General features: G+C 49.6%; 23 protein-coding genes. 13 read left to right on the forward strand and 10 right to left on the reverse strand.

Features of this window, described 5'->3' with window-relative positions; genetic code table 11:
- Positions 1-239: 239 nt before the first annotated feature.
- The 7 genes from AR333_RS11970 to glnA all read left to right on the forward strand — a co-directional run bounded on the left by AR333_RS11970 (position 240) and on the right by glnA (position 8,292).
- Positions 240-1,250: a lipoate--protein ligase gene (locus AR333_RS11970; protein WP_068776083.1), complete on the forward strand. Its 1,011-nt coding sequence runs from the start codon at positions 240-242 to the stop codon at positions 1,248-1,250.
- Complete coding sequence (locus AR333_RS11975; RefSeq protein WP_216638973.1) at positions 1,250-2,338, forward strand: hypothetical protein; 1,089 nt, start codon at positions 1,250-1,252, stop codon at positions 2,336-2,338. Before AR333_RS11970 ends, AR333_RS11975 begins: the two co-directional genes overlap by 1 nt.
- Before the next feature lie 258 nt (positions 2,339-2,596).
- On the forward strand, positions 2,597-3,583 hold the full coding sequence (locus tag AR333_RS11980; RefSeq protein ID WP_068775591.1) for an AAA family ATPase: 987 nt from the start codon (positions 2,597-2,599) through the stop codon (positions 3,581-3,583).
- Positions 3,584-3,659: 76 nt separating this feature from the next.
- Positions 3,660-4,964 (forward strand): GTPase HflX, encoded by a 1,305-nt coding sequence (hflX, locus tag AR333_RS11985; protein ID WP_068775592.1) that lies wholly within the window; start codon positions 3,660-3,662, stop codon positions 4,962-4,964.
- A 19-nt stretch (positions 4,965-4,983) separates the two neighbouring features.
- Complete coding sequence (locus tag AR333_RS11990) at positions 4,984-6,234, forward strand: methionine gamma-lyase family protein (RefSeq protein WP_068775593.1); 1,251 nt, start codon at positions 4,984-4,986, stop codon at positions 6,232-6,234.
- Between the two features lie 276 nt (positions 6,235-6,510).
- Positions 6,511-6,924 (forward strand): MerR family transcriptional regulator, encoded by a 414-nt coding sequence (locus tag AR333_RS11995; protein WP_068775594.1) that lies wholly within the window; start codon positions 6,511-6,513, stop codon positions 6,922-6,924.
- A 33-nt stretch (positions 6,925-6,957) separates the two neighbouring features.
- Positions 6,958-8,292 (forward strand): type I glutamate--ammonia ligase, encoded by a 1,335-nt coding sequence (glnA, locus tag AR333_RS12000; RefSeq protein WP_068775595.1) that lies wholly within the window; start codon positions 6,958-6,960, stop codon positions 8,290-8,292.
- 145 nt (positions 8,293-8,437) lie between these two features.
- On the opposite strand, the gene lexA is transcribed toward glnA, so the two are convergent.
- Positions 8,438-9,049: a transcriptional repressor LexA gene (gene lexA / locus AR333_RS12005; RefSeq protein WP_068775596.1), complete on the reverse strand. Its 612-nt coding sequence runs from the start codon at positions 9,047-9,049 to the stop codon at positions 8,438-8,440.
- 143 nt (positions 9,050-9,192) lie between these two features.
- Here lexA and AR333_RS12010 point away from each other — a divergent pair, with 143 nt between their 5' ends.
- The 3 genes from AR333_RS12010 to AR333_RS12020 all read left to right on the forward strand — a co-directional run bounded on the left by AR333_RS12010 (position 9,193) and on the right by AR333_RS12020 (position 11,011).
- Complete coding sequence (locus AR333_RS12010; RefSeq protein ID WP_068775597.1) at positions 9,193-9,771, forward strand: LysM peptidoglycan-binding domain-containing protein; 579 nt, start codon at positions 9,193-9,195, stop codon at positions 9,769-9,771.
- A gap of 223 nt (positions 9,772-9,994) precedes the next feature.
- Positions 9,995-10,177, forward strand: a complete 183-nt coding sequence (locus AR333_RS12015) for a DUF896 domain-containing protein (protein WP_068775598.1) — start codon at positions 9,995-9,997, stop codon at positions 10,175-10,177.
- A 42-nt stretch (positions 10,178-10,219) separates the two neighbouring features.
- Positions 10,220-11,011: an HAD family hydrolase gene (locus AR333_RS12020; protein WP_068775599.1), complete on the forward strand. Its 792-nt coding sequence runs from the start codon at positions 10,220-10,222 to the stop codon at positions 11,009-11,011.
- Between the two features lie 160 nt (positions 11,012-11,171).
- On the opposite strand, the gene AR333_RS12025 is transcribed toward AR333_RS12020, so the two are convergent.
- From AR333_RS12025 to AR333_RS12050, 6 genes are all read right to left on the reverse strand, one after another.
- Entirely contained in the window at positions 11,172-11,714 is a 543-nt protein-coding gene (locus tag AR333_RS12025; RefSeq protein ID WP_068775600.1) for an acireductone dioxygenase, read from the reverse strand.
- Between the two features lie 239 nt (positions 11,715-11,953).
- Positions 11,954-12,148, reverse strand: coding sequence for a twin-arginine translocase TatA/TatE family subunit (tatA, locus tag AR333_RS12030; protein WP_068775601.1), 195 nt, complete (start codon positions 12,146-12,148; stop codon positions 11,954-11,956).
- Between the two features lie 45 nt (positions 12,149-12,193).
- Positions 12,194-12,925 carry a twin-arginine translocase subunit TatC gene (tatC, locus tag AR333_RS12035; protein WP_068775602.1) on the reverse strand — a complete coding sequence of 244 codons (732 nt, stop codon included), beginning with the start codon at positions 12,923-12,925 and terminating at the stop codon, positions 12,194-12,196.
- A gap of 61 nt (positions 12,926-12,986) precedes the next feature.
- Positions 12,987-14,708: a GMC family oxidoreductase gene (locus tag AR333_RS12040; RefSeq protein WP_068775603.1), complete on the reverse strand. Its 1,722-nt coding sequence runs from the start codon at positions 14,706-14,708 to the stop codon at positions 12,987-12,989.
- A 20-nt stretch (positions 14,709-14,728) separates the two neighbouring features.
- Positions 14,729-15,502 carry a gluconate 2-dehydrogenase subunit 3 family protein gene (locus AR333_RS12045; RefSeq protein WP_068775604.1) on the reverse strand — a complete coding sequence of 258 codons (774 nt, stop codon included), beginning with the start codon at positions 15,500-15,502 and terminating at the stop codon, positions 14,729-14,731.
- A gap of 211 nt (positions 15,503-15,713) precedes the next feature.
- Positions 15,714-16,118, reverse strand: a complete 405-nt coding sequence (locus AR333_RS12050) for a cytochrome c (RefSeq protein ID WP_068775605.1) — start codon at positions 16,116-16,118, stop codon at positions 15,714-15,716.
- A 266-nt stretch (positions 16,119-16,384) separates the two neighbouring features.
- Here AR333_RS12050 and metH point away from each other — a divergent pair, with 266 nt between their 5' ends.
- Together metH and rnz are read left to right on the forward strand one after the other, a co-directional pair.
- Positions 16,385-19,828 (forward strand): methionine synthase, encoded by a 3,444-nt coding sequence (gene metH / locus AR333_RS12055; RefSeq protein WP_068775606.1) that lies wholly within the window; start codon positions 16,385-16,387, stop codon positions 19,826-19,828.
- A 255-nt stretch (positions 19,829-20,083) separates the two neighbouring features.
- Positions 20,084-21,010, forward strand: coding sequence for a ribonuclease Z (gene rnz, locus AR333_RS12060; RefSeq protein WP_068775607.1), 927 nt, complete (start codon positions 20,084-20,086; stop codon positions 21,008-21,010).
- A gap of 127 nt (positions 21,011-21,137) precedes the next feature.
- Here the strand turns inward: rnz and AR333_RS12065 are convergent, their stop codons facing one another.
- Positions 21,138-21,743, reverse strand: coding sequence for a nitroreductase family protein (locus AR333_RS12065; RefSeq protein ID WP_068775608.1), 606 nt, complete (start codon positions 21,741-21,743; stop codon positions 21,138-21,140).
- Between the two features lie 271 nt (positions 21,744-22,014).
- On the opposite strand from AR333_RS12065, the gene AR333_RS12070 reads away from it, so the two are divergent.
- Positions 22,015-22,230 carry a hypothetical protein gene (locus tag AR333_RS12070; protein ID WP_068775609.1) on the forward strand — a complete coding sequence of 72 codons (216 nt, stop codon included), beginning with the start codon at positions 22,015-22,017 and terminating at the stop codon, positions 22,228-22,230.
- On the opposite strand, the gene AR333_RS12075 is transcribed toward AR333_RS12070, so the two are convergent.
- Both AR333_RS12075 and AR333_RS12080 read right to left on the reverse strand, forming a co-directional pair.
- On the reverse strand, positions 22,178-23,755 hold the full coding sequence (locus AR333_RS12075; RefSeq protein ID WP_084783678.1) for an NAD(P)/FAD-dependent oxidoreductase: 1,578 nt from the start codon (positions 23,753-23,755) through the stop codon (positions 22,178-22,180). The genes AR333_RS12070 and AR333_RS12075 overlap by 53 nt on opposite strands.
- Positions 23,755-24,870, reverse strand: a complete 1,116-nt coding sequence (locus AR333_RS12080; protein WP_068775610.1) for a glycosyltransferase family 2 protein — start codon at positions 24,868-24,870, stop codon at positions 23,755-23,757. Before AR333_RS12080 ends, AR333_RS12075 begins: the two co-directional genes overlap by 1 nt.
- Between the last annotated feature and the right edge of the window lie 7 nt (positions 24,871-24,877).

Here is a 24,877-nt window from a genome sequence, read left to right on the forward strand (position 1 = left end):
GCATCAGTTATGATGTCATGCGCCTGTGTCTTTTTTACCACACATTCAGTTAAGTTAAACGAAACGGTTCTTTTGTAAGTACAATAAACGAAATGGATATATAGGATTGTTTTATAACTGGCATTCTCTTGCTAAAATGCAGTCTGAGTTTGGAGACAAGTTTTGTTTTTGACAGGGAATGATTTAAAATAGAAGGTAAACCAGGAAGACAATACAGGAAGACAATAATGGAGGTTACTATGCTTTTTATTGATAACGAGAATATAACTAAACCACAAATAAATTTGGCTATCGAAGAGTACGCACTGAAGTATCTGCCGGAAGACGAGACGTATCTTCTTTTCTATATCAATGAACCTTCCATCATTATTGGCAAAAATCAAAACACGGTGGAGGAAATTAATGCGGAGTATGTGGAGGAGCAAGGTATTCATGTAGTCAGGCGTCTATCGGGTGGAGGAGCCGTGTACCATGACCTCGGCAACTTGAATTTCAGCTTTATTACTAAAGATGACGGAGAATCGTTCCATAACTTCAGCAAATTTACGGAACCCGTGGTACAAGCTTTGAAAAAACTGGGTGTAGATGCTCAGCTTAGCGGGCGTAATGATATTCAAGTCGGGGAACGGAAAATATCCGGCAACGCAATGTTTGCGACGAGAGGCCGTCTTTTCAGTCATGGAACCCTGCTGTTTGATTCGGAGATCGAGCATGTAGTATCGGCATTGAAAGTGAAACCGGATAAAATTCAGTCCAAGGGCATTAAGTCGATCCGCAGCCGGGTTGCCAATATAACTGAATTTCTCGATAAGCAAATGACGATAGAGGAATTCCGGGTGGAACTGCTCCAGAATATTTTCGGTATGACCCTGGATGAAATTCCGCGTTATCAGTTGACCGAGAAGGATTGGGGCAATATTCGTGAATTATCGGCTGAACGTTATGACAATTGGGACTGGAACTATGGAAAATCTCCTAAATCGGAAATTTCCAACTCCAAGCGTTTTCCTGTTGGGAATATCGATATTCGTATGTCTATAGAGGATGGCTGTATTCGGCTTATCAAAATATATGGGGATTTCTTTGGGGTCAAAGATGTAGCTGAGATTGAGGAGCTTCTTATTGGTGTCAAATACGAAACCGAATCGGTGTCCAAAGCGCTGCAAGAGGTGGATTTGACCTCTTTCTTCGGAGCTGTGGAGCGCGAAGACTTCATCCGGCTCATTATGCTGAAAGGGGAGGAGGCGTAATGCCTCGTTTATTTGCAAAGCCTTCTCTGCCTGCTGCTTGCCCCCAGTGCAGCGGCAAACGGTATATCTCCTTTAACTGGACCCGCTTTCAGCATGGCGATGATGCGGAATCCAGGCAAGTACAGCGCGCTCTCCGAATCAGCAAACAGTTGAAACACGGATGGCAGTACACGTGTGTTTCATGCGGGAGTGAGTGGTATTTGGGACGGGACGGCAATATGATGTCCTACATTCATCCATCCAAGGCTGGCCTGGTAGAGCGCTGGAATTCCGGTTCTTACCAATTGCCGGACGCTATCTGGGAATCACTCCTGCGAATCGGAGCGATTCCTCCTGCTCTGTCGGGCAATGGTCACGGGCATGCGGAAGTTCCGTGCCAAGTTAAGACCGTACGCGGAGAAATCTTCGATATGGCGTACGTGAGCTTTCAGAGCAGGCCGCCTATTGATCTTTGGCAGGACGGCCGCCGCATCCGCTTTTGCGATGAGATTGCAGAAGTGTCGCCATCTGCCTATACGCTGCCTGCGGATGTCAGGCTTGCTACCTCTCAGGCGCAAGAGATCCGAATGGGCTATGCCCCAACGACCATTCAATCTGCGGACGGACAGCTGTTTCAACTGAACTGGGCCAACGATTTTTTCGTATCAGATGTATACCGGGGAGAAGATTTCAAGCTGGCGAATCTGACAGGTAATTGGGAGCAAGCGGATATGGCGGGGGTGCCTTCCGAACTGATAACGTATTTCGTTGCGGACTGGCGGCCAGATCTGGCATCGGTATATTTGAATCCGCGACCGGTTCAGAAGCCGCCATCAGAACCTACTCAAGAAATGGAAGGAAAGATTGAGGGTACGGAAGTTGAGAATGAGCACTATGATGCTAAAATCGATAAGAATGCAGTAATGAAGCCCCAAACGTATTCCGGAGAAGAAGATACAGAGAATCTCGAAGAGAACGACGTGGAAATCTTTGAAGGAATTCCAGAAGAATCCCCTTCCGAGTTTAACTCAGACAAGCAGCAGGAAGACGAAGATGAGCAGCTGGAGAAGTCCCTGCAATCGGCACATAGTAAAAACGAAGTCAGGTAGCCGGAAAAGTGCCAGGCCTTTATTTCTAAGACAAGCCGGGATTGAATAGAGTAATAGAGGGGCAATAGCCTCTCTTTTTTTCTTGGGCCGCTTAAGGGCGATAGGAGGGTGACGAATGGATTTTTCGTTAGGAAAGAGGTACAATCAATGTCATAAACTCCGCCGTGCAGACCGCCATCTCGCAGCAAAGTCTTTAGTGGCAAGGGATAGCCAGATCTTCGCGGGCTGCCCTTCGCCTGACCGAAGAGGTGAGGAGCATTGAACGGAAGAACCCTGTCTTCTTCAGACAGCCTCCAGGCAGCGCGGAGCGCCCGCCAGATTAATGTCGTGCTTCGCAATCCGGAGCCTCTGGCGCCGCTCGCGGCAGATCCCGTTTTTCACGGCAAACCGATCCTCGGTCAGAATCATAAGCAGTTCGGCGATGTTATGAAGGATCTTGACAAGATGATCGGCCTCGACAATATCAAAGATCTCGTATATGAAATATATGCGCTTTTGCAGGTTGGCCAATACCGCTCCGAAGCCGGATTGATGGCCAATTCTCAGGTTTATCACATGGTTTTCCGCGGCAATCCCGGTACAGGCAAGACAACGGTAGCCCGCATCATCGCGAAGCTTTTTCAGACGATGGGTGTGCTGAGTAAAGGACACTTGATCGAGGTGGAACGGGCCGATCTTGTCGGTGAATACATTGGGCATACGGCTGTGAAGACGCGGGATTTGGTCAAGAAGGCGCTTGGAGGCATCTTGTTTATCGATGAGGCTTATTCGCTTGCGCGCGGCGGCGAGAAAGATTTCGGCAAAGAGGCCATCGATTGTCTGGTGAAATCAATGGAAGACTATAAAAATCAATTTGTTCTGATACTAGCGGGGTATTCACTGGAAATGCACCAATTCTTGATGACGAATCCCGGGCTGCCTTCCCGGTTTCCCATTCAGGTCGACTTCCCGGATTATACAGTGGAGCAATTGATGCAAATTGCCGAGATGATGGTAAAAGAACGGGAGTACTTATTTTCTCCAACGGCTGTAATGAAGCTCAGACAGCATCTTGCTGCCGAAAAATTCGGGAGTGAGGTTACCTTTAGCAATGCCAGATATGTCCGCAACCTGATTGAACGATCGATGAGGCATCAGGCGGTGCGGCTTCTGCACCAGCATCCGCATCCCAGCCAGCCCTCTAAACAGGAACTTATGCTGATCCGTCCGGAAGATATGCGGCTGGACCAGAAGACATTCCCCTGAAAGTGAAACGGCAGTACATAACAGGGTCCCAACCTATCAATCCTAATGGTTGTATCTTGGCATAAGGAGACATTACATGAAACAATCGATACACGATGTCAGAACAGGCATGAAAGACCGGGCGATATTGGTCAGCCTGGTTACCGATCAAATGAAGAAACAGGAAGAAATTGCTGCGTATTCGCTGCAGGAGCTTGTGCAGCTTGCGGAGACAGCGGGCGTGGAAGTGCTTGAAACCCTGACACAGAATAAAGACCGGGCAGACACCAAATGGTTCATCGGTAAAGGCAAAGTAGAAGAATTAAGAGCATTGATCGAAGAGCATGAAGCCACCACGGCTATCTTCGATCAGGAATTGTCCGGTGCTCAGGTACGTAACCTTGAAGAATCGCTTGATGTTAAAATCATTGACCGGACCCAGCTTATTCTGGATATCTTCGCGGGACGCGCCCGGACACGCGAAGGTATTGTGCAGGTTGAGCTCGCACAACTGAGCTACCTGCTTCCCAGATTGTCCGGCCACGGTAAGAACTTATCCAGGCTGGGCGGGGGAATCGGTACAAGGGGTCCGGGCGAATCGAAGCTCGAAACAGACCGCCGACATATTCGCGGCCGGATCACGGAGCTCAAAGCCCATCTGTCGGAGATGGTGAGGCACCGGACTCTGCATCGAGAACGCCGCCGCAAAACCGGCGTGTTCCAGGTTGCGCTTGTCGGTTACACGAACTCCGGCAAGTCCACCCTGCTGCGGGAACTGACCGAAGCGGATGTTTACGTGGAGAATGAACTGTTCGCCACGCTTGACCCGACCTCGCGTACGCTGGAGCTTCCAAGCGGCAAAGAGATCGTGCTGACCGACACGGTCGGCTTCATCCAGAACCTGCCGCATGATGTTGTGGCAGCGTTCCGCGCTACGCTGGAAGAAGCCTGTGAAGCGGACTTCCTGCTGCACGTGGTTGACAGTGCAAGCCCGATGCGCGAAGAACAGATGCGCGTCGTGGGCGAGGTGCTGGGTGAGCTGGGTGCCAGCGGCAAGCCGCAGGCTGTGCTTTTCAACAAAATCGACCTATGTACGGAGCAGGATCTTCAAATGCTGACCGCACCTGTCCCTCACCTGCGTATCTCCGCATACAATGAAGCGGATCTGGACAAAGTCCGAATGCTCATTCAGGAAACACTGATGGGGGACACCCGGACTTTCCGCATCCCGGCAGACAAAGGCGATTCAATCGCGCTCGTGTACCGCATCGGGGATGTGGCCGAGAGCAGTATGGATGAGGAAGATATGCTGTTCCGCGTAAATATTAACCGTGAAGATTATGAAAAAGTAGAATACTTGTTGTCGCCATTCGAAGTAAAGGAAGACAAGCAGGGAGAATAAGGGAGAGAGACCGGACGATATGCATTTTGAATCTGACATCATGGAAATTATGGAGCAGGCTGAGGAAGCCGTCCAGGATCATTTTCGTAAGATTGAACGGACGATTGACCATAATCAATGGAAAGTGATTGCCGCTTTCCAGAAGCAGGGCATCAGTGATTATCATTTCGCATCATCGACGGGTTATGGTTACAATGACCGCGGACGCGAGCTTCTAGATCTGGTTTACGCCGATGTTTTCGGGGCGGAGGCAGCGCTTGTGCGCCCTCATTTCGTCTCCGGAACCCATACGATCGGAACCGCGCTTTTTGGCGTTCTGCGGCCGGGTGACGAACTGGTGTATATTACCGGCAAGCCGTATGACACTTTGCACAAAGTGATCGGCAAGCCGGGTGACGGTACGGGCTCTCTCCAAGACTTCGGCATCGGCTACCGGGAGGTTCCTCTGCTGGAGGACGGGGCGCTGGATGAGGAGGGCATACGCGCTGCTATAACGCCGAAGACCAAAGTCATCGGTATTCAGCGCTCCCGCGGATACGATTGGAGAGCTTCTTTTACGGTGGAGGCTATTAAGGATATGGTTGCCCTGGTTAAAAGTATCCGGTCTGATCTTATTGTCTTCGTCGACAACTGTTACGGTGAATTTACGGAGAAGCTGGAGCCGACCGATGTGGGCGTGGATCTCATTGCCGGTTCACTGATCAAGAACCCCGGAGGCGGTCTTGCAGCCTCCGGCGGCTACATTGCCGGCAAACGAGAACTCGTCGAGCTGGCTGCATACCGGTTGACGGCGCCTGGAATCGGCGGGGAAGTAGGCGCTATGCTCGGGACGACACGCTCTTTGTATCAGGGTTTGTTCCTTGCTCCGCATCTGGTGGGTCAAGCTGTCAAAGGTTCGGTAGTGGCAGCGGCCGTGTTTGAACGTCTGGGTTTCACTACACGCCCTCGTCCGGAAGATCCCCGGACCGATCTGATTCAAGCGATTGAATTTACGAGTGCGGAGCATCTGATTACTTTCGTACAAGGTGTGCAGAAGGCTTCGGCTGTCGACGCACATGTAACGCCCGAGCCATGGGATATGCCGGGTTACGAGCACCCCGTTATTATGGCGGCCGGTACGTTCATCCAAGGCGGAAGCCTGGAACTGTCGGCAGACGCTCCGATCCGTGAGCCATATATCGCTTACATGCAGGGCGGATTAACGTATTCGCACTGCAAGCTGGGAGTTTTGACCGCTCTCCAACATATGAAGAACAAAGGCCTGTTGTAGATCATTCTACACGGGCTTTATTTATTGCCGGAGTCAGAGTTTAACGGGATGTGGAACAATAATTCTGGAGAGATCCGCGGGTTCATAGTGAATGCTCTACGAAGCATGAGCCGGAACTTATTGGATAAAATAACAGATTAAAAATAGACGTGATCAAATCTCACGTCAGGTTTGTTCTCAATAAAAATAATTTGTTAATTAAGCTAACATGGATTGACATATTTCCTAGTTATCTTATACAATAAGTACAGAACTTAATGTTCAGGAGTGAAGATCATGAGTAATGATATCCGCAGAAACATGGCTCTTTTCCCTATCGGAATCGTAATGAAGCTAACGGATTTAACGGCCAGGCAGATTCGCTACTATGAACAGCATGAACTCGTGATCCCGGCCAGAACGGCTGGCAACCAACGCTTATATTCCTTTAATGACGTGGAACGATTGCTGGAGATCAAGGATCTCATTGAGAAAGGTGTCAATATTGCAGGGATTAAGCAGGTTCTGCTGCCAGTCTCTAAAGACTCCGAGGATGCAACCATTATCACGGAACAGACGGAAGTCAAGCGCAAGGAGCTTACCGACAGCCAGCTTCATAAAATGCTCAAGCAGCAGCTGCTCGGTGGAGGTAAGAGGCCCGGTCAGGTCTCGTTGATTCAAGGAGAGTTGTCCCGTTTTTTTCCTAAATAAACTAAATTATATGGGTATGAGGAGGAAATTTTCATGTCAGTTTCTTACACAAAAGAAGACATTCTGAAAATTGCCAAGGAAGAGAATGTTCGTTTTATTCGCCTACAGTTCACGGATTTGCTGGGTACGATTAAGAACGTTGAAATCCCGGTAAGTCAGCTGCAGAAAGCATTGGATAATAAAATGATGTTCGACGGTTCCTCAATTGAAGGCTATGTACGTATTGAAGAATCCGATATGTATCTTTACCCGGACCTGGACACTTGGGTTATCTTCCCATGGGTTACAGAAAGCAAAGTAGCCAGACTGATTTGTGATGTTTATCTGCCGGACGGCAATCCGTTCCCAGGAGATCCGCGCGGTATTCTGAAACGCGTACTTAAGGAAGCGGAAGCGATGGGCTACACTTCGATGAATGTCGGTCCTGAGCCGGAATTCTTCCTCTTCAAAACAGACGAGAAGGGCAACCCGACTATGGAACTGAACGACCAGGGAGGATATTTTGACCTGGCGCCGACTGACTTGGGCGAAAACTGCCGCCGTGAAATCGTTCTGAAGCTGGAAGAAATGGGATTTGAAATTGAAGCTTCCCATCACGAAGTGGCTCCAGGCCAGCACGAAATCGACTTCAAATATGCGGACGCCATTAAGGCTGCCGACCAGATCCAGACTTTTAAGCTCGTGGTTAAAACCATTGCGAGACAACATGGTCTCCATGCAACCTTTATGCCGAAGCCGCTGTTCGGTGTGAACGGTTCCGGTATGCACTGTAATCAATCGCTGTTCAAAGGGAAAGAAAATGCGTTTGTAGACGAGCAAGACAAACTTGGTTTGAGCGAGGATGCACGCCATTACATGGCAGGTATGCTGCACCACGCACGTTCGTTTGCGGCAATTACGAACCCAACGGTCAACTCATACAAGCGTCTGGTACCCGGTTATGAAGCTCCGTGTTATGTAGCATGGTCCGCCAGCAACCGCAGTCCGATGATCCGTATTCCGGCTTCACGCGGACTAAGTACCCGTGTTGAAGCACGTAACCCGGATCCTGCAGCTAATCCATACCTGGCTCTTGCTGTTATGCTCAAAGCAGGCCTGGACGGAATTCAGAACAAAATTCAGCTGCCGCCTCCGACCGACCGTAACATTTATGTGATGACTGAAGAAGAGCGTGTAGAAGAAGGGATTCCAAGTCTTCCGGGTAACCTGAAAGAAGCACTGAACGAACTGCTTCGCAGTGAAGTTATTCGTGAAGCACTGGGTGAGCATGCGTTAACTCATTTCTACGAACTGAAAGAAATCGAGTACGACATGTACCGCACACAAGTTCACGCTTGGGAACGCGATCAATATTTGACGCTGTACTAGAATTCACAATACTAGAATTCACTGTACCCGAAGAACTGGTTAACCAGAGAAGTGAGTACAACAAAGCCCCGCAGAATATTCATTCTGCGGGGCTTTCTATTAAATCCGTAATGGGAGCAAGTGTGCGCCAAGACTTATCCGCGGTTCAGTGAATGTTGCGGAATAAACCGATAACCTTGCCCAGAATGGATACATTATTAAGAATAATAGGTTCCATTGTCGCGTTCTCAGGCTGCAAACGGATGTGATCGCGTTCTTTGTAGAAACGCTTAACCGTAGCTTCATCTTCTTCTGTCATTGCGACAACGATATCTCCATTGCTTGCGGTCTGCTGCTGCCTTACGATCACCATATCACCGTTGTGAATGCCCGCTTCGATCATACTGTCTCCGACAACGTTCAGCATAAACACGTTATAATCGCTAACGATGTGAGTAGGGAGCGGGAAGTATTCTTCGATATTCTCTGTTGCAGTAATCGGCATACCTGCCGTTACTTTACCAATTAAAGGAACTTGGGATATGGACATCAGGAAGTCCGAGTCTCCGTCCGTGATCTCAATCGCTCTCGGTTTCGTCGGATCGCGGCGAATGAGGCCTTTCTTCTCCAGGCGCTCAAGATGGCCGTGTACGGTTGAACTCGATGCCAGACCGACAGCCTCTCCAATTTCTCTAACGGAAGGCGGATAGCCTTTATCTTTGACTTCGTTCTTAATAAATTCCAGTATGGCCTGCTGGCGCTGCGATACCTTTCCCATTACGAATCACTCCAGTATGTATAAATTACCTAAAGTATAACATAGAACCGGAGTTCGTACAAACATAAGTTCGAAAATGGCATTGACACAAACACTCGTTCGTGTTATTCTCTAAACAGAACAAATGTTTGGAGGTCGTTAATATGAACGGTTATTATGCTAACAATGATCTTACTTTACATAGAACGAATGCGGAAACCGGTACTCCCGCTGCACAAGCAGCTTCGGCTGCCGCAGCTGCATTGTCTGGCCGGCAAGAGCAATCCGCCGGAACTTCACAATTGACTGCACAATCAAGAAGAAGTCCTGTTTCATCAAGTGAACCTGCTGCTTGGCAATCCGTGACGGCTCCGGTGTGGACTTCCAGTACTGCTCCCAAACGACACTCGCGCCGCAGCCTGGTTCGTACGGCCGTCATTGCTCTCATCCTGTTACTTGCATTCAGCTGCGGCATTATAGTTCAAGCTTTCGCCAGCAGTGGGCAATCAGCCGAAGCTGCGGCAAGCGCAGCAAACAGCAAGAGCATAGATAAGGGAAAGAGCACGAACACGGAACAAGCAAAGACCCTGGTTGTGATGAGCGGAGATACCTTATGGAATATAGCTGCAGAATACGCTCCTGATGAAATGGATACAAGAGCCTATCTATTGAAGCTATGCAAACTCAATAAGCTCCAATCTGCATCTGTACTTCACGCAGGAGATGTACTTGAACTGCCTTGAACAAAGCTGCTGTAGGAATGCTTTTTGCTGGCTTTGCAAAAGGCTTGTGCGAATGCATGCATATTGCATCCATGGGCCGGAAAGCATACAAAAGGACACACTTTTAATCGGGTGTGTCCTTTTGTATGCTCGTTTAAGTTTCGGTCCCGGTGTCGGCTTGACAAGAAACTTTGACAATGGCAAAGTAGAAGATATTGAAAGGCTCGATAGGAGGTTTTACAGCATGAGTGACGATTTTCAGAAAAAAGTACAACGCATCAATGAGTTAGCTCGCAAAGCTAAGACAGACGGACTTTCAGAGGCCGAGCTTGAAGAGCGTAACGAATTGCGTAAAGAATATATAGCCGCTATGAAATCACAGCTAAGAGGTCAACTGGATTCAATCCACTATACAGATGAACAGTAACCTCATCAGCCGTATGTAGCAAGTAAAGGGGATATCGTTAAAATGACGGTGAAGGCGATTTTATTTGATTTGGATGACACCCTGTTGTGGGATGACCGCAGTGTGAAGGAAGCTTTCGAAGCCACTTGTCAGGAAGCTGCCAAGCATGCAGATGTAAAGCCGGAAGAATTGGAGGCCGCTGTCCGTCAGGAAGCGCGGAAGTTATATGAGTCCTTCGACACGTTTGCATTTACGAAGCATATCGGAATCAATCCCTTCGAAGGACTGTGGGCTCCCTTCCGCGAGGGTAAGCAGGAAGAATTCCGCAAGCTTGAGGCTCTGGCTCCAGGCTACCGCAAAGAAGCATGGACACGCGGACTTGCGGCACTCGGGGTGAACGATCCGGAGCTGGGAGCTCGCCTGGCCGAACAGTTTCCTGCCGAAAGAAGATCTCGTCCGATTGTATACGAAGAAACCTTCGAAGTTCTCGAAGAGCTGAAGAAATCTTACAAATTGCTGCTGCTCACGAACGGTTCACCTGATCTGCAGCGTGAAAAGCTTGCAGGCGTTCCCGAATTAGAGCCCTACTTTGATCATATTGTCATATCCGGCGATTTCGGGGACGGGAAGCCTGCGGTTACCATTTTCAATCACGCTTTGGGTCTTCTCGGGCTTGAAGTCCACGAATGTGTAATGGTTGGCGACAAGCTTACGACCGATATTCTCGGGTCCTCCCGCTGTGGTATGAAGAACATGTGGATTAACAGACACCAGATGGTCTTTGACGGCGAGGCGAAACCGACCTACGAAATCACATCCCTGCGCGACATACAAAGGCTCCTTAAAGAACAATAAGTTAAAAGGTATTCACTGGCAAGAACATAAGAACATGGTGACTCATCTATAGCTCTTGTTTCATCGGCTGTAAGAAGACAATCAAAAATCCGCTTCTCCATCCTGATTATAGAGGAGAGAGCGGATTTTTTATTTGCCGGATGGATTAAGTATCGCGGCTTTAGGCTTTCTGGAAGGCAGCATCCTCGAACGGGTGAGCAATCCAGCCCTCTGTTTCGATAAACAAACGTACAGCGACAATCTGACGGTTCTCCATCAGGGTAAAGAAATGCGGCTTGTGTTCGGGTACGGAAATTACATCGCCCGCTTCAAGCTCGACATTGAAATAGCCTACATCATCGGTTCCTTTAATAATGAAGATCCCTTTGCCGGCAGTAATTGCACGGACTTCATCTTCGGTATGAGTATGCACCTGCTCGAATTTCTTAAGCAGTTCGTCCAGATTCGGAGTCGCGTCAGAGAGGGCGATAATATCCCAGGTTTGATAACCGCGGCGCTCGGCCAGATCACGAATTTCGCTATCAAAAGTAGATAAAATTTGCGTTTTCTCTTCATCCGTAAGGATGAATTTCTCCTGAAGTTCGGCAGGTAATTGTGCTGGATTCCAGTGTTCGTAAAGAACTTCTTGTTTCTCTAGAAACGCGCGGACGTTCTCTTCACCGGAAATGCGTTCACCCGTATTGCGAATATGTATCTCAGCCATGCTCATCCCTCTTTCTGTTTGTAATAATCGCCGCCTATGCGGGGGCGGGGGATTACGTAGTAGGTTTTCTTATGATTATAGAGGATAAAGGCTTGGCTGTCGATGCTTCCCGGCAAATAATCACGACTTTTCCGATTGGAATTAGTAAGCGCATATAAAAAGCCGTTCCTTCCAATAGGAAGAAACGGCAGTAAGTCAGACAATGAAGAGGAGATCTGACCAGCTGTAACTTGATGGCATCAAGCCTTCTTATCTGGATCGGAGATGTCGATCCGGTTCTCCACGTCTTCTACCATCTCTTTGGTCGATGTGCGAAATTCACGAAGTGTGTCTCCGAAAGCCCGTCCCAATTGGGGGAGCTTGGAAGGACCGAATAAAATCAGTGCCAGCATCAAAATGATGAGCAGGCCGGAAATACCAATGTTATTTAACATGTGATTTAACCCTCGTTTCACTATTGAATGTGTTCCTAGTAGACACTAGCCGGTATCGGCGGATAGCGATATTTTGCGTGAATACCGGGTCGCTAGTACGATGCTGAATTCAAACAAAACAATTAGCGGAATGGTCACGGAGATGTGGGAAATGAAATCGGGGGGTGTAATGGACGCCCCGACGACAGCGAGTCCGATGTAAGCGTACTTGCGTGTCTTTTTTAAATTCTCAGGCGTTAATAATCCCAGCCGGGTCAGAAAAAGAACCACAAGCGGCAGCTCAAAAGCAATGCCTAACGGGAATACTACATTAAACAACAGCGCAAAGTAGCGGTCAATTCCGTACGTCTCGGCTGCACCGATATTGTTGTTAATCTGCTGCATGAATTTGATCATCATGGGAAGCACAACCGTATAGCCGAACGAAGTGCCAGACAAGAACAGAACAAAAGAAGCGGGCACATACAGGAGCGTACCTTTTGCTTCTGTGTCGGTTAAGCCAGGCCGGACGAAAGCCCACACTTGATACAGCAGCAGCGGCAAAGTAAACAGAAAGGCGCACAGGAGCGCACATTTCATGTAAATAGCCAGTCCGTCAGGCAAACCGAAGACGTTCCAGTCAAAGTTACTTGCAGCAGGCAAAGACTTTACCGTTCTCAGAATAGCAGGGGAGATATAAAGCCCTGCAATCATAGCGAGTGTAAAAAAGCACACGACTAGGATCAGTCTTTTTCTAAGTTCGGTCAGGTGCCCGATCCACTCCGCTTGCTGATCCAAGTTCAATCACCTCATTTCCATTACATGAGCTATGTTACGGCCCTGTGCGGATGCCGCCAATTCAGACGAGCGGACCGGCTTTTTTGAGATAGGTCAGAATACCTTCGGCGGCCCGGTAAGATAAAGCGCCAAGTGTCCCGGTCGGATTGTAGCCGCTGTTGTGGGGAAATGCGGAAGCGCCCAAGACGAATAAGTTGTCCATATCCCACATCTGCATATAATTATTAACTGCTGATGTGGACGGATCGCTGCCCATAATAACACCGCCCGTATTATGAGTAGATTGATACGGCACGATGTTATAGGTACTGATGCTGTTCGAGGTTTCCACTTTACTCGGTTTCATCTCTTTCATTACGGCAGTGGTCTTCTCCGATAGATATTTGACCATTTCCCTGTCCTGATCCTCAAAATCGTAGGTTAAACGAAGAAGAGGCAGGCCGTAAATGTCTTTATATGTCGGATCAAGATCAAGATAATGATGCTTCCACGGCAAATTCGCTCCTTGAGTGCTGACGCTTAAGAAACGGTTGGCGTATTTAATCGTCGTTTGTTTAAATTCTTTGCCCCATCTTGGGGTTTCTTTGGGAGCCGGATTATGCGCCGCCGGCCTTAGGCCAGCCTGTGTGAAGCGGATATTGGCACCGTGAAGGAACTTCAAATCCGTATGATCGAAGTTATCCCCGTTAAAATCATCGAAGCAGCTTCCGAGTGCTCCAGCTCCAGCGTATAGATTGAATTCTTGATCGTCATAGAAACCGAATGCATTACCGCCTGTAATCTGATAGGCATAATTGCGTCCGATTACACCGCTGCCGGTTTTAGGGTCGTAAGGTTTGCCGATGTTAGAGGTAAGCAGCAGCCTTACATTGTTAAACACGTAGCTGGTCATAATGACAATGTCCGCAGGCTGCTCAAATTCTTCGCCTGTCGGTGTATTGACATAAACAACACCCGTCGCTTTGCCGCCGCTATGGAGAATCTTGATAACGTTGGCATTTGTACGAATTTCCAGATTTCCGGTTTTCTCCGCTACAGGCAGCACGGTCACGGTCGGATCGGCCTTTGCTCCATATTCGCATCCGAACCGGTCACAGAAAGAGCAGTACTGACAGGCCGCTCGTGCAATGCCATCGGGATTCGTATAGTTCTCCGACAGATTGGCCGAAGGAATCATGTAAGGGTTGAAGCCGAGCTTCCTGGAAGCTTCCTCAAACATCGTGATGGCGGGCGTTTTTTTCATCGGCCCGGTCGGAAATGGGGCGGAACGCGTCCCAACCATTTTATTTTGTTCTTTTTCCCCGGAGATTCCGGCCATTTTCTCGTATTTATCAAAGTATGGCTCCAGTTGGTCATAGGTAATTCCCCAGTCTTGTAGAAGCATTCCCTCCGGAATCTTGTTCTTGCCATAGCGTTCGATGGTCTTCGAGCGGATTTCAAAATCGTAAGGAAGGAACCGGTAATTCTGGCCGTTCCAGTGAATGCCTGCCCCGCCTAGTCCGTCTCCCATCAAAAAAGATCCGTAAGATCTCATCGGAAGTGAGCGTACTTTCTCATTGCTTCGGAAAGTTACGGTTTCCTTGGATAAGTCCTGCATCAGCTCATAGCGCAGAGCATAGCGGAGTTCATCATGAGACATGTAGTAGTCTTCCGTTTTGCGGCTTTTGCCGCGTTCGAGCCCGACAACTTTGTGGCCGGCTTTCGTTAATTCTGCCGCGATAATACCGCCGGCCCAGCCCATTCCGACGATCACGACCGGTACTTTCGGAAGTTTAGTAGCCATTATGTTCGTAATCCTCCTTGTCAGGAATGTTTAAGATGATCGTGCAGACTGAGCGGCTCCATGGTAACAAACTCATTTTTATCGATAATCGTCATGTAGCTCATCTGGTCCCCCGGGTATTTGCGCATTTTCCAGCCGCCCATGTTTTTATTGCCGCCGTACAGCGGGTCGGAGTACACGCCCTCAATGGTTAGCGTGCGCAGCATTTCAAAGAATGTAGAGCTCGGTACTCCGTTAAGCTGCACTTCTTTTCCCTTTTCAAAAGCTGTCAGTACCTCATCCTGTTCGTTAGCAGCCAAATCGGCAAAAGCTTTCTGGTATTTTTTGCTGCTGTGGTCATTCAATACTTGGAGCCCCATCACGAATAGCTCGTTCCTCTTGTAGCTGTCCTGGTATCCCTGCGTAACTTCGGCTTTGTAGAATGGACCCATCATATAGTCCTTCGCATTAAGACCCCACTGGCCCGCCATCTGGTGATCAATATAATAAGCAACGCCGAGTTCTTTGGCCCCCGGTCCGAGTTCATCTTTGGGGAAAATCCGCTCAGCTGCCGCCTCTGTAATCCGGAGCTGTTCTTGATTAAAGAACATCGGCGCTTGATTGTAATCTTTTGCATTTCCGGCCGGCTGCGTTTCGGGAGCGGCCTGCTCGGGTTTAGTGGCGCCGTTCATGCTGCTGCCGACAATTCCCCCGATCACACCGCCTGCGACAAGGCCGCCGAGTGCTGCGCCGGAAACTTTTAGAAAATTGCGGCGGGAAGCGTCTTTTGGTGGTTTGGTCTGATTTTCTGCCATGTACGTGCCTCCTGTAACAGGGAGATCCCCAGCCGCAGCGAATTGTGAAACCTTGGATCGGGTGCGGCGCGGAGAACAACCTGGCTGGTGATATACCCAAGTATCTCCTTATTTAGGGAAATGTATGTAAGTCCATTTAAAAGCTGTGCACAATAAAAAACGGAATCTTAGAAAGACTCCGTTTTTCTTTAGAATGTAAGTCGGTTGATGTTTATTTTTTGGCTGCAAGCCAAGCTGATAAGGCCTGGATATCGGCATCACTTAAAGTCCCTTTAAATGCAGGCATGCCGCCTTTGCCGTTAAGCAGAATGTTCTTAACATCCGCTTCACTCAAATGGCTGCCCGCTTTTTGAAGATTTGGACCTATACCGCCGCCCAAATCTGTTCCGTGGCAGGCTATGCATTGTGCCTTATACAGGGACTCCGCTTGTGCTGTCTGGCTTCCGCCTTCTCCCTGGGTTGTACCGGGTGTCGCTCCCGGGCTTGCCGCAGGTGCTGTCGGCGCAGGAGTTGATTCAGCAGGTGTCGTCGGCTGTACTTCTTCTTTCTGGCCGCAAGCTGCGAGTGCTCCGGCGATGAGGAGAGTGGCCGTTAGAGCTGCAAATCGTTTATTCATATGTTTTCACCTCCAATCGAGCGTGATTCTGGCAAGTTCCTCAGGAGTAGTGTGGCGACTGAACCCGCATCGTATTCGTACCTGAGGAAGCTCGTAGGGAAGAAAAACGGCAATCCTTACAAATCAGCGGTTTTGGCTCCAAAAAAAGACAAATTCCTTTTCTTAATCTGAGGTATCTGCTAAACTATGTCTTAACTTGTGCGCTTTTCTCGGATAAAGAGCGCGTTTTTTAGCATATGTTCGTGGAAAGGAAGTAGGAGAGACGGATGAAACGCAGCTTGGAAGACCAATTACAAAGAAAAATTCTTATACTCGATGGCGCCATGGGAACGATGATCCAACAGGAGGATCTCACTGCAGATGATTTTGGCGGGGAAGAATTAGACGGATGCAATGAGATGCTGGTGCTTACGCGCCCTGACGTGATCCGTACCATACATGAGAAATACTTTGAAGCCGGTTCGGATATTGTCGAAACGAATACGTTCGGCGCAACAAGTGTCGTGCTCGCTGAATATGACATTCAAGACCGTGCCAGGGAGATTAATTTGGCTGCGGCCAAACTGGCTATCGAAGCTGCAGAGAAATATTCCACTCCGGAATGGCCGCGTTATGTGGCAGGCGCTCTCGGACCGACGACCAAGACGCTATCCGTAACAGGCGGCGTCACGTTTGAACAGCTGGAAGAAAGCTATTACGAGCAAGTAATTGCTTTAATCGAGGCGGGTGTGGATGCGCTGCTACTGGAGACCTCGCAGGATACGCTTAACGTGAAAGCAGGCGGCATAGCGATTAAGCGAGCCTTCGAGACAACCGGCGTAGAACTGCCGATCATGATTTCCGGAACGATTGAGCCTATGGGTACAACGCTCGCCGGCCAGAACATTGAATCGTTCTATATTTCACTGGAGCACTTGAAGCCGATTTCCATCGGGCTTAACTGTGCAACCGGACCGGAATTCATGCGGGATCATATCCGTACACTCTCCGGTATCGCGGACACGTCCATTTCCTGCTATCCGAATGCCGGACTTCCGGACGAGAATGGACATTATCATGAATCGCCGGAATCGCTTGCCAAGAAAATGGGCGCCTTCGCCGAGCAGGGCTGGATTAACATAGCAGGTGGCTGTTGCGGAACAACGCCTGATCATATACGTGCGCTCGCGGAAACCATGAGCAACTATCCGCCTCGTCCTCAAACCGGCACGCACCCGCCGGCAGTTTCTGGGATTGAAACCGTCTATATTGAACCGGAGAACCGTCCGATTATGGTCGGCGAGCGCACGAATGTGTCGGGCTCCCGTAAATTCAAGCGGCTCATTAAGGAAGACAAGTTCGAGGAGGCTTCCGAAGTTGCGCGCGCGCAAGTGAAGAACGGGGCTCACGTTATTGATATCAATCTTCAGGACACGGATATCGAAGAATCTGCGGCAATGGAGACTTTTCTTAAACAAGTTGTGAACAAAGTAAAAGTACCGCTGATGATTGATTCGACCTACGATCATATTATCGAACTCGGTCTAAAGCATTCTCAAGGTAAAGCCATTATCAATTCCATTAACCTGGAGGATGGCGAAACCAAGTTTGAAGCGATCCTTCCTTTAATACATAGATACGGAGCAGCGGTTGTCTGTATCTTGATTGACGAAAGAGGTCAGGCCGTATCCCGGGAAGCCAAGATTGAAGTGGCATCGCGTTCGTATGATTTACTGGTGAATAAATACGGCATGAAGCCTCATGATATTATTTTTGATCCGAATATGTTTCCGATAGGTTCTGGAGACCCTCAGTATCTGGGTTCGTCCGTTGAAACTATCGAGGGCATCCGGGCGATTAAAGAGAAATTCCCTGAATGCAAAACGATTCTCGGCCTCAGCAACATTTCTTTCGGACTACCTCCGGCGGGTCGAGAAGTTCTCAATTCCGTTTATTTGTACCACTGTACGAAAGCCGGACTTGATTACGCGATCGTCAACACCGAGACGCTTGAGCGTTATGCATCCATTCCGGAGCATGAGAGACAGCTCGCGGAAAACCTGATTTTCAATACGAATGATCAGACTCTTGCTGAATTCGTTGCTGTTTTCCGGGAAAAGAAAGTCGATAAGAAGGAAAAGATCTCGAATCTTTCGCTGGAAGAGCGTCTCAGCTCTTATGTAGTGGAAGGAACGAAGGAAGGTTTGCTTCCGGATCTGGAAGAGGCACTGAAGAAGTACGCGCCTCTGGAAGTCATTAACGGACCTCTGATGGAAGGCATGAGTGAGGTCGGGCGCTTGTTCAATAACAACGAGCTAATCGTTGCGGAGGTATTGCAGAGTGCCGAAGTAATGAAGGCTTCTGTCGCTTATCTGGAGCAATTCATGGAGAAAGAGGAGTCTGCCGTCAAAGGGAAAATTCTGCTTGCGACGGTGAAAGGCGATGTCCATGACATCGGCAAGAACCTGGTTGAGATTATTCTTTCCAATAACGGGTACAAAATTATCAATTTAGGTATTAAAGTGCCGCCTGAACAGCTCATTGAAGCTTTCCGCAGGGAAAAGCCGGATGCGATCGGTTTATCGGGACTGCTCGTCAAGTCCGCACAGCAGATGATTGTTACGGCGCAGGATTTACGCAGCGCAGGCATTGATGTTCCGATTATGGTGGGAGGCGCAGCGTTAAACCGTAAATTTACGAAGACGCGTATTTCACCTGAATATGACGGACTTGTCCTTTATGCCAAAGACGCGATGGATGGTCTGGATATCGCCAATAAGATCAGCGATCCGGTTCATCGCGAGCGCCTCATCCAGGAGCTGCGTGAGCTTAAGGAATCCGATGTCATGGAGGCGGGACGCAAGGAAGCACCTGTAATGCCGGTTCTTACGCGTGTAAAGTCGACTGCAGTCGACTTCACACTTCCGGTTTCGGTTCCGCCTGATCTGGATCGTCACGTGCTCCGTGATTATCCGATCTCGCATCTCATGCCGTATGTGAATATGCAGATGCTGCTCGGTCATCATTTAGGCCTCAAAGGTAAGGTGGAGAAACTCGTCGCCGAGAGAGATCCCAAGACTTTGCAGCTTAAAGAGACGGTGGACACGATACTGAATGAGGCTCAAAGGGAAGGGATTATCCGCGCGCAGGGGATGTACCGTTTCTTCCCGGCCCAGGGTGACGGTAACGATGTCGTGATCTATGATCCTGAGGATCAGACGAAGGAGATCAAACGGTTTACTTTCCCGCGCCAGAACACGGAGCCGTACCTCTGCCTGGCTGACTATTTGAAGCCGGTTGAGAGCGGCATCATGGATTACGTCGGTTTTATCGTTGTAACGGCAGGCCAAGGAATCAACGAATTGGCGCGTACATGGCGCGATCAGGGCGATTACCTGCGTTCGCATGCGCTTCAGTCGACTGCGCTTGAAGTTGCTGAAGCTTTCGCTGAGCGGGTGCATCACATCATGCGTGATGTGTGGGGCATCCAGGACTCTGCGACGATGACGATGCAGGAGAGGTTCGGTGCCAAGTACACCGGCCAGCGCTTCTCGTTCGGTTATCCGGCATGTCCGAATCTGGAAGACCAGGCTCCCCTATTCGAGCTCATGAAGCCGGAGGATATCGGTATTGAGCTGACCGAAGGATTCATGATGGAGCCGGAAGCTTCTGTGTCCGCCATTGTATTTGCCCATCCGCAAGCCCGTTACTTTAATGTAGACAAAGTATAACGCAGTTTAGCGGGCTCTTAACTTCAATATACTTTTAACTGAACCTGCACGGTTAGCGTTTCACTGGTCAAGGATAAGCTGGGGGAGTTAGCGGATTCAGTGTTGAGAAAAGACGGTTCTTCCATGCGGAAGAGCCGTCTTTGTGTCCTCTAATCCCCGTATAAAAGCCAGCGTTTGTTTGACTTCCGATTCGTTTTTTTATAGCATGGTTAAAAAAAGCTGCAAAACAGACAGAACAGAAACGGGGAACCAGACGTGGAACTGTATTTTCTCGGGACGGGAGCAGGAATGCCGGCCCGTCACCGCAATGTCACATCCATCGTGTTGAATTTGCTGCCGGAAAGAGGGACGATCTGGCTGTTTGACTGCGGCGAAGGAACGCAGCATCAGATTTTGCGCTCGCCGGTGAAGCTGAGCAAGTCCGAAAAAATGTTTATTACGCATCTGCATGGAGATCATCTTTTTGGACTTCCCGGACTGCTGAGCAGCCGTTCCTATCAAGGCGGGGATACGCCTTTTGTGATTTACGGACCGAAAGGCCTCAAAGCTTTTGTAGATACTTCACTCGGGCTAAGTCAGGTCCACCTGGATTATGAGCTCGTGGTACACGAGATTGAAGGGGATGGCGTGGTCTTCGAGGATGCTAACTTCCGGGTCGAAGCGGCTTCTCTCGAACACCGGATCGAATGTTTCGGTTACCGGATTATTGAGAAGGACCTTCCAGGCAAACTGCAGCTGGATAAGTTGAAAGAACTCGGTGTAACGGCCGGGCCTCTGTACGGGCGTCTGAAACAGGGGCACACCGTTCTGCTCGAAGACGGGCGTGAGCTCAAAGGTGACCAGTTCGTCGGTCCGTCTATCAAGGGACGGATTGTAACGATTCTGGGCGATACCAAGCCCTGCTCCAACTCTTCTCTGCTGGCCGCGGATGCCGATGTATTGGTGCACGAGGCAACCTTCGGGGCGGAAAGATCGGATTTGGCGGATGCCTACGATCATTCCACTACCGAGCAAGCTGCGCGGACTGCGAAGGAAGCTGGCGTGAAGACACTGATCATGACGCATATCAGTTCCCGTTATCAAGGGGATGGAGCGGATCAGCTCGTGCAGGAGGCCAGAGCCCATCACGCGGATTCCTGGCTCGCGGAAGATTTCTGGAGCTATACGGTGCCCAGAAAATAACGAAATCTAAGAACGATGTAAACTTCAGTACAATGCGTGCATCAAAGCGTATACGCAAGAAGCCCGGTTTTCTCTATTGCAGAGAAATCCGGGCTATTCTTTTTTACAGGCATAGGGAAATCAATAATTAATCCGTCCAAGCCGCGCCAAAAGTGCCTTTATACAAGGACTCTACCGTGCTGCGGCGGTTAGAAGGCTGTTCACGCTCCAAGTTGCGCTCGGACAGAGATTCGGTGTTGCCGTGGTAACCGATAGCGATGACCGCATGTACTTCATATTCCTGCGGAATGTTGAGCAAGTTACGTGCTTTGTCCCGGTCAAAGCCGGCCATGGCATGGGCGGAAAGTCCTTGACGCGTAGCTTCAAGAGCCAAGTAACCCCAAGATGTACCGGCATCGAAAGCGTGTGAGCCATTCACCCCTCCGCTAGGCGTAGGTGTGTGTGAGATCAGCAGGGCGAGGACGGAAGCATTCAGGCACCATTCCGCATTAGCAGGGAGGATGAATTCGGCGAATAGCTGCTTTTCTTCCTTCGTTTGTGCGAGGATATAACGCCATGGCTGCAGGTTACTGGCGGAAGGAGCCCAGCGGGCCGCTTCAAATAGACTGAGTAGAATCTCGTCCGAAATTTGCTTGTCGATAAAAGCCCTCGGTGACCATCGGTTAAGAAAGATAGGGTTAATATCATAAGCGGCATGACGTGTGTTCTGTACTTCATAATGTTTATCCTGCATGTCCATTCCTCCTGTCCGGCTGCGGCCAAGTACGGGCTGCATTCCGCTTTGTTTGATAGGTGGTCACATAAAAAGATTACATCTTAGTATACCACAGGTGAAAACAGGGCACGCTATTATCGCTTATTTTAAAGCCCAACTATAAACTTTTTTGCTTGAAAAAGGTTGCGGAACGCAGGATCAGTCGATTGTCGGTTTAACGAAAACAGACCACAGGTGTGGTCCTTTACGTGCAAGTCTGCTTCACCCAACTCTAACGGAGGTGTACAGCATGAATTTTACAAGCCACGATATCAGTGTTATTGAAAAATCACTTCAACATGCGATCCGTTCGGAACAAAGTGAAATGAAAGCGGCTGAATTCCGAGAAGTTCTGCAAAAGCTGCAGGTCAGCTCGATGCAGGTGCTTCAGCTTACTTCGGAGGCGGCTGAACTTAGCCGGGACGGCATTCGCTACGATTACGACGATTCGTCCGATCTGATGTAAGCGGGTCGGCTCCTCCGTCTGCGAGTGCTACAGCTTCAGCTGCGAGTATGCCGCTCAGCGCAACCATCGGAGTGCCCCCGCCGGGATGAGTCGTACCGCCCGCATAGTACAGACCTTGTACACGGCGGTCTGCAATGGACGGGCGGAAGAAGGCTGATTTCAGCCCGTGCGAGGCTTGACCATATAACGCCCCATAGACAGATCCGCTCAGATTGGCAATATCGCCAGGATGAAAGAGCTGTTCTACTTCGGTTTGCCCCGATAGTCCCGTCAAGCCTCTTTTCTCAAGCATAGCAGTGATCTGCTGACCATACTGACTTGCCATACTGTGCAGGTTCTCTGCCCCGTACCCATCCGTTCCGGGGGCGCACGCCGGTACGTTAGCCAGTACGTAAAGATTGCTTCCAGAACCGTCTCTGGCTCTACCTGGCTCCGTGTAAGCGGAGTTACATATGTATAGGGCAGGATCGCGCGGCCAGATTTTATTTGAGAAAATATCTGCGGCTTCCGATTCGTACCGGTCCGGGAAAAACAGATTATGATGCTGAAGCTGAGGGAAACGGGTGCGCACACCCAGCAGCATCAGGAAGCCTGAAGAAGACAGGGCCCTCCTCCCGGTGCCTGGCATACGGCCGGCCGGAAGGGAACGGTTCTCCTGATCCAGTAAATACAGTTGAGTCGAGAAGTAATCGTTATTGGATATGACGAAATCCGCATGCCATACTTCCTCTTCCGCTTGGACCCCTGCGGCTTTGCCGTTATGAACGATGATTCGCTGAATCGAGGTGTTGGTTTTAATGTCAACGCCTTTTTTGCGCGCCAGTCTTTCCAGTGCTTGAATTAACTTGTAATTGCCGCCTCGAATATAGTAAACCCCTCTGACAAGCTCCAAATAAGCGATCATCGCCAGGGTGGCGGGGGTTTTATAAGGAGAAGAGCCTACGTAGGTCGCATAGCGGTTCATCATGGCGAGCATGCGGGGATCATCGAAATATCGGCGGTGAAACCCGTCCATGGTAGTGAAAGGATGCACACCCAGCATGGCGATGCCAAGAGCGGGTGACAAAAAATCACTCCATCTTGTAAAGGTGCGCGAGAAAAAGTGCTGCCGGGCAGTTGTATAGATGCGCTCGACTTCGGTCAAATAGTTCATGAAGCCTTCTCTGTTCGCACGTGAAAAAACCTGCAGCTGATCCGACATCCTTTCGGGGTCCGAGGAAAGATCAATGACAGATCCATCGGGAAAAAAATTGCGCGAATTCACATCCAGCTTGATAAACTGCAGATCGGGATCCAGTGATTCTCCACTTTCTTCAAAAATACGTTCGAATACCCAGGGCATAGTTATTGTAGAAGGCCCGAAATCAAATGTATAGGGTCCGTAGCTATGGTTTTGAAGCTTACCGCCCAGTGCGGAATTCTTCTCCAGTAACGTAATCTTATATCCCCGGGCAGCCAGCCGTATGGCCGCAACAAGGCCGCCGATTCCTCCTCCGACTATAATTCCTGTTTTTTCTTTGGTCATCAGCGGTACACCCTGCCTTTCCATACATAACCTTTTTTTGTGATGCCGATCCGCCAGGAACGCAGGGCTATATAACCCAGGCACCCAAATGACAACGGAAGAAGCCAGAACCGGCGGCCGTAGACTCCAAATCTAAGATCGACCATCCGTTTTTGCAGACACCCGGTCAAGTAACAGGCCGTCCATAGAGCAGCGGTGCTGTAATCACCGTTTATTCCGGCAATAAGTGCGCCGATAGGCGGCCATACATACAAAGCTCCGTACATAACCAGCAGGGCCAGCAGAGCACTGCTCGATCGGCCTATGCCTATAAATATATTTTTGGTAAATCCCTCCACAACCTCTGCGGGGGTTTCGTACATTTCACAGGACACGACAGGGGTAATGTCTAAAAGCTCCGCTTTATAGCCGGCTTGTTTGACGGCCCGGGCCAAGGCCATATCTTCTACCATCTCGGATGGGAAGGCGGCATGACCGCCGATAGCATCGTAAGCTTCGCGGGTGAAAAGCATAAATGCGCCATGCGCAGCCATAAACCGGTCATCTTTGGAGGCCGAAACGAATTTCACGGGCAGATGAAGAGCGATAATGAAATGAAGCATAGGCAGTACAAGCCAGCCAAACAGATGAGAGGAATAGATCCGCGGGAATCCCGTTGCAAAACTGGTGTCCTTGGCTTCGGCGCATGCCATGACAGATTCAAGCATTTGAGGACCATGCATCGTATCGGCATCGACAAAGAGCAGCCACTCACCGGAAGCGGCCTGCTGCAGCTGGTGACAAGCGTGGACTTTGCCGACCCAGCCGGGAGGAAGTTCTTGTCCGGGAATGATTGTAAGCTGCGGATAACGCTCGGAGAGCATGCTGAGAAGTATGGGAGTTCGGTCATCGGAACGGTCGTCCAATATGATAATCTCATAGGCCGGATAGCTTTGCGCGGCCAGACTTTCGACACAACGCACAATGTTTCTCTCTTCATTGCGGGCTGGTATCAGCACAGAGACCCGAGGAGTCCGCTGCGGTTTGGCAGGGACTACTGCCGGCCATTGTTTCAAATTCCAGACGAGCCAGAGCGTAAAGAAAAGGCTGAAACTTCCTATAAGCCAAGCAAACATGTAGGCC

Origin of the sequence: Paenibacillus sp. FJAT-26967 (genome assembly GCF_001541095.1) — a bacterium.
GTDB lineage: Bacteria > Bacillota > Bacilli > Paenibacillales > NBRC-103111 > Paenibacillus_F.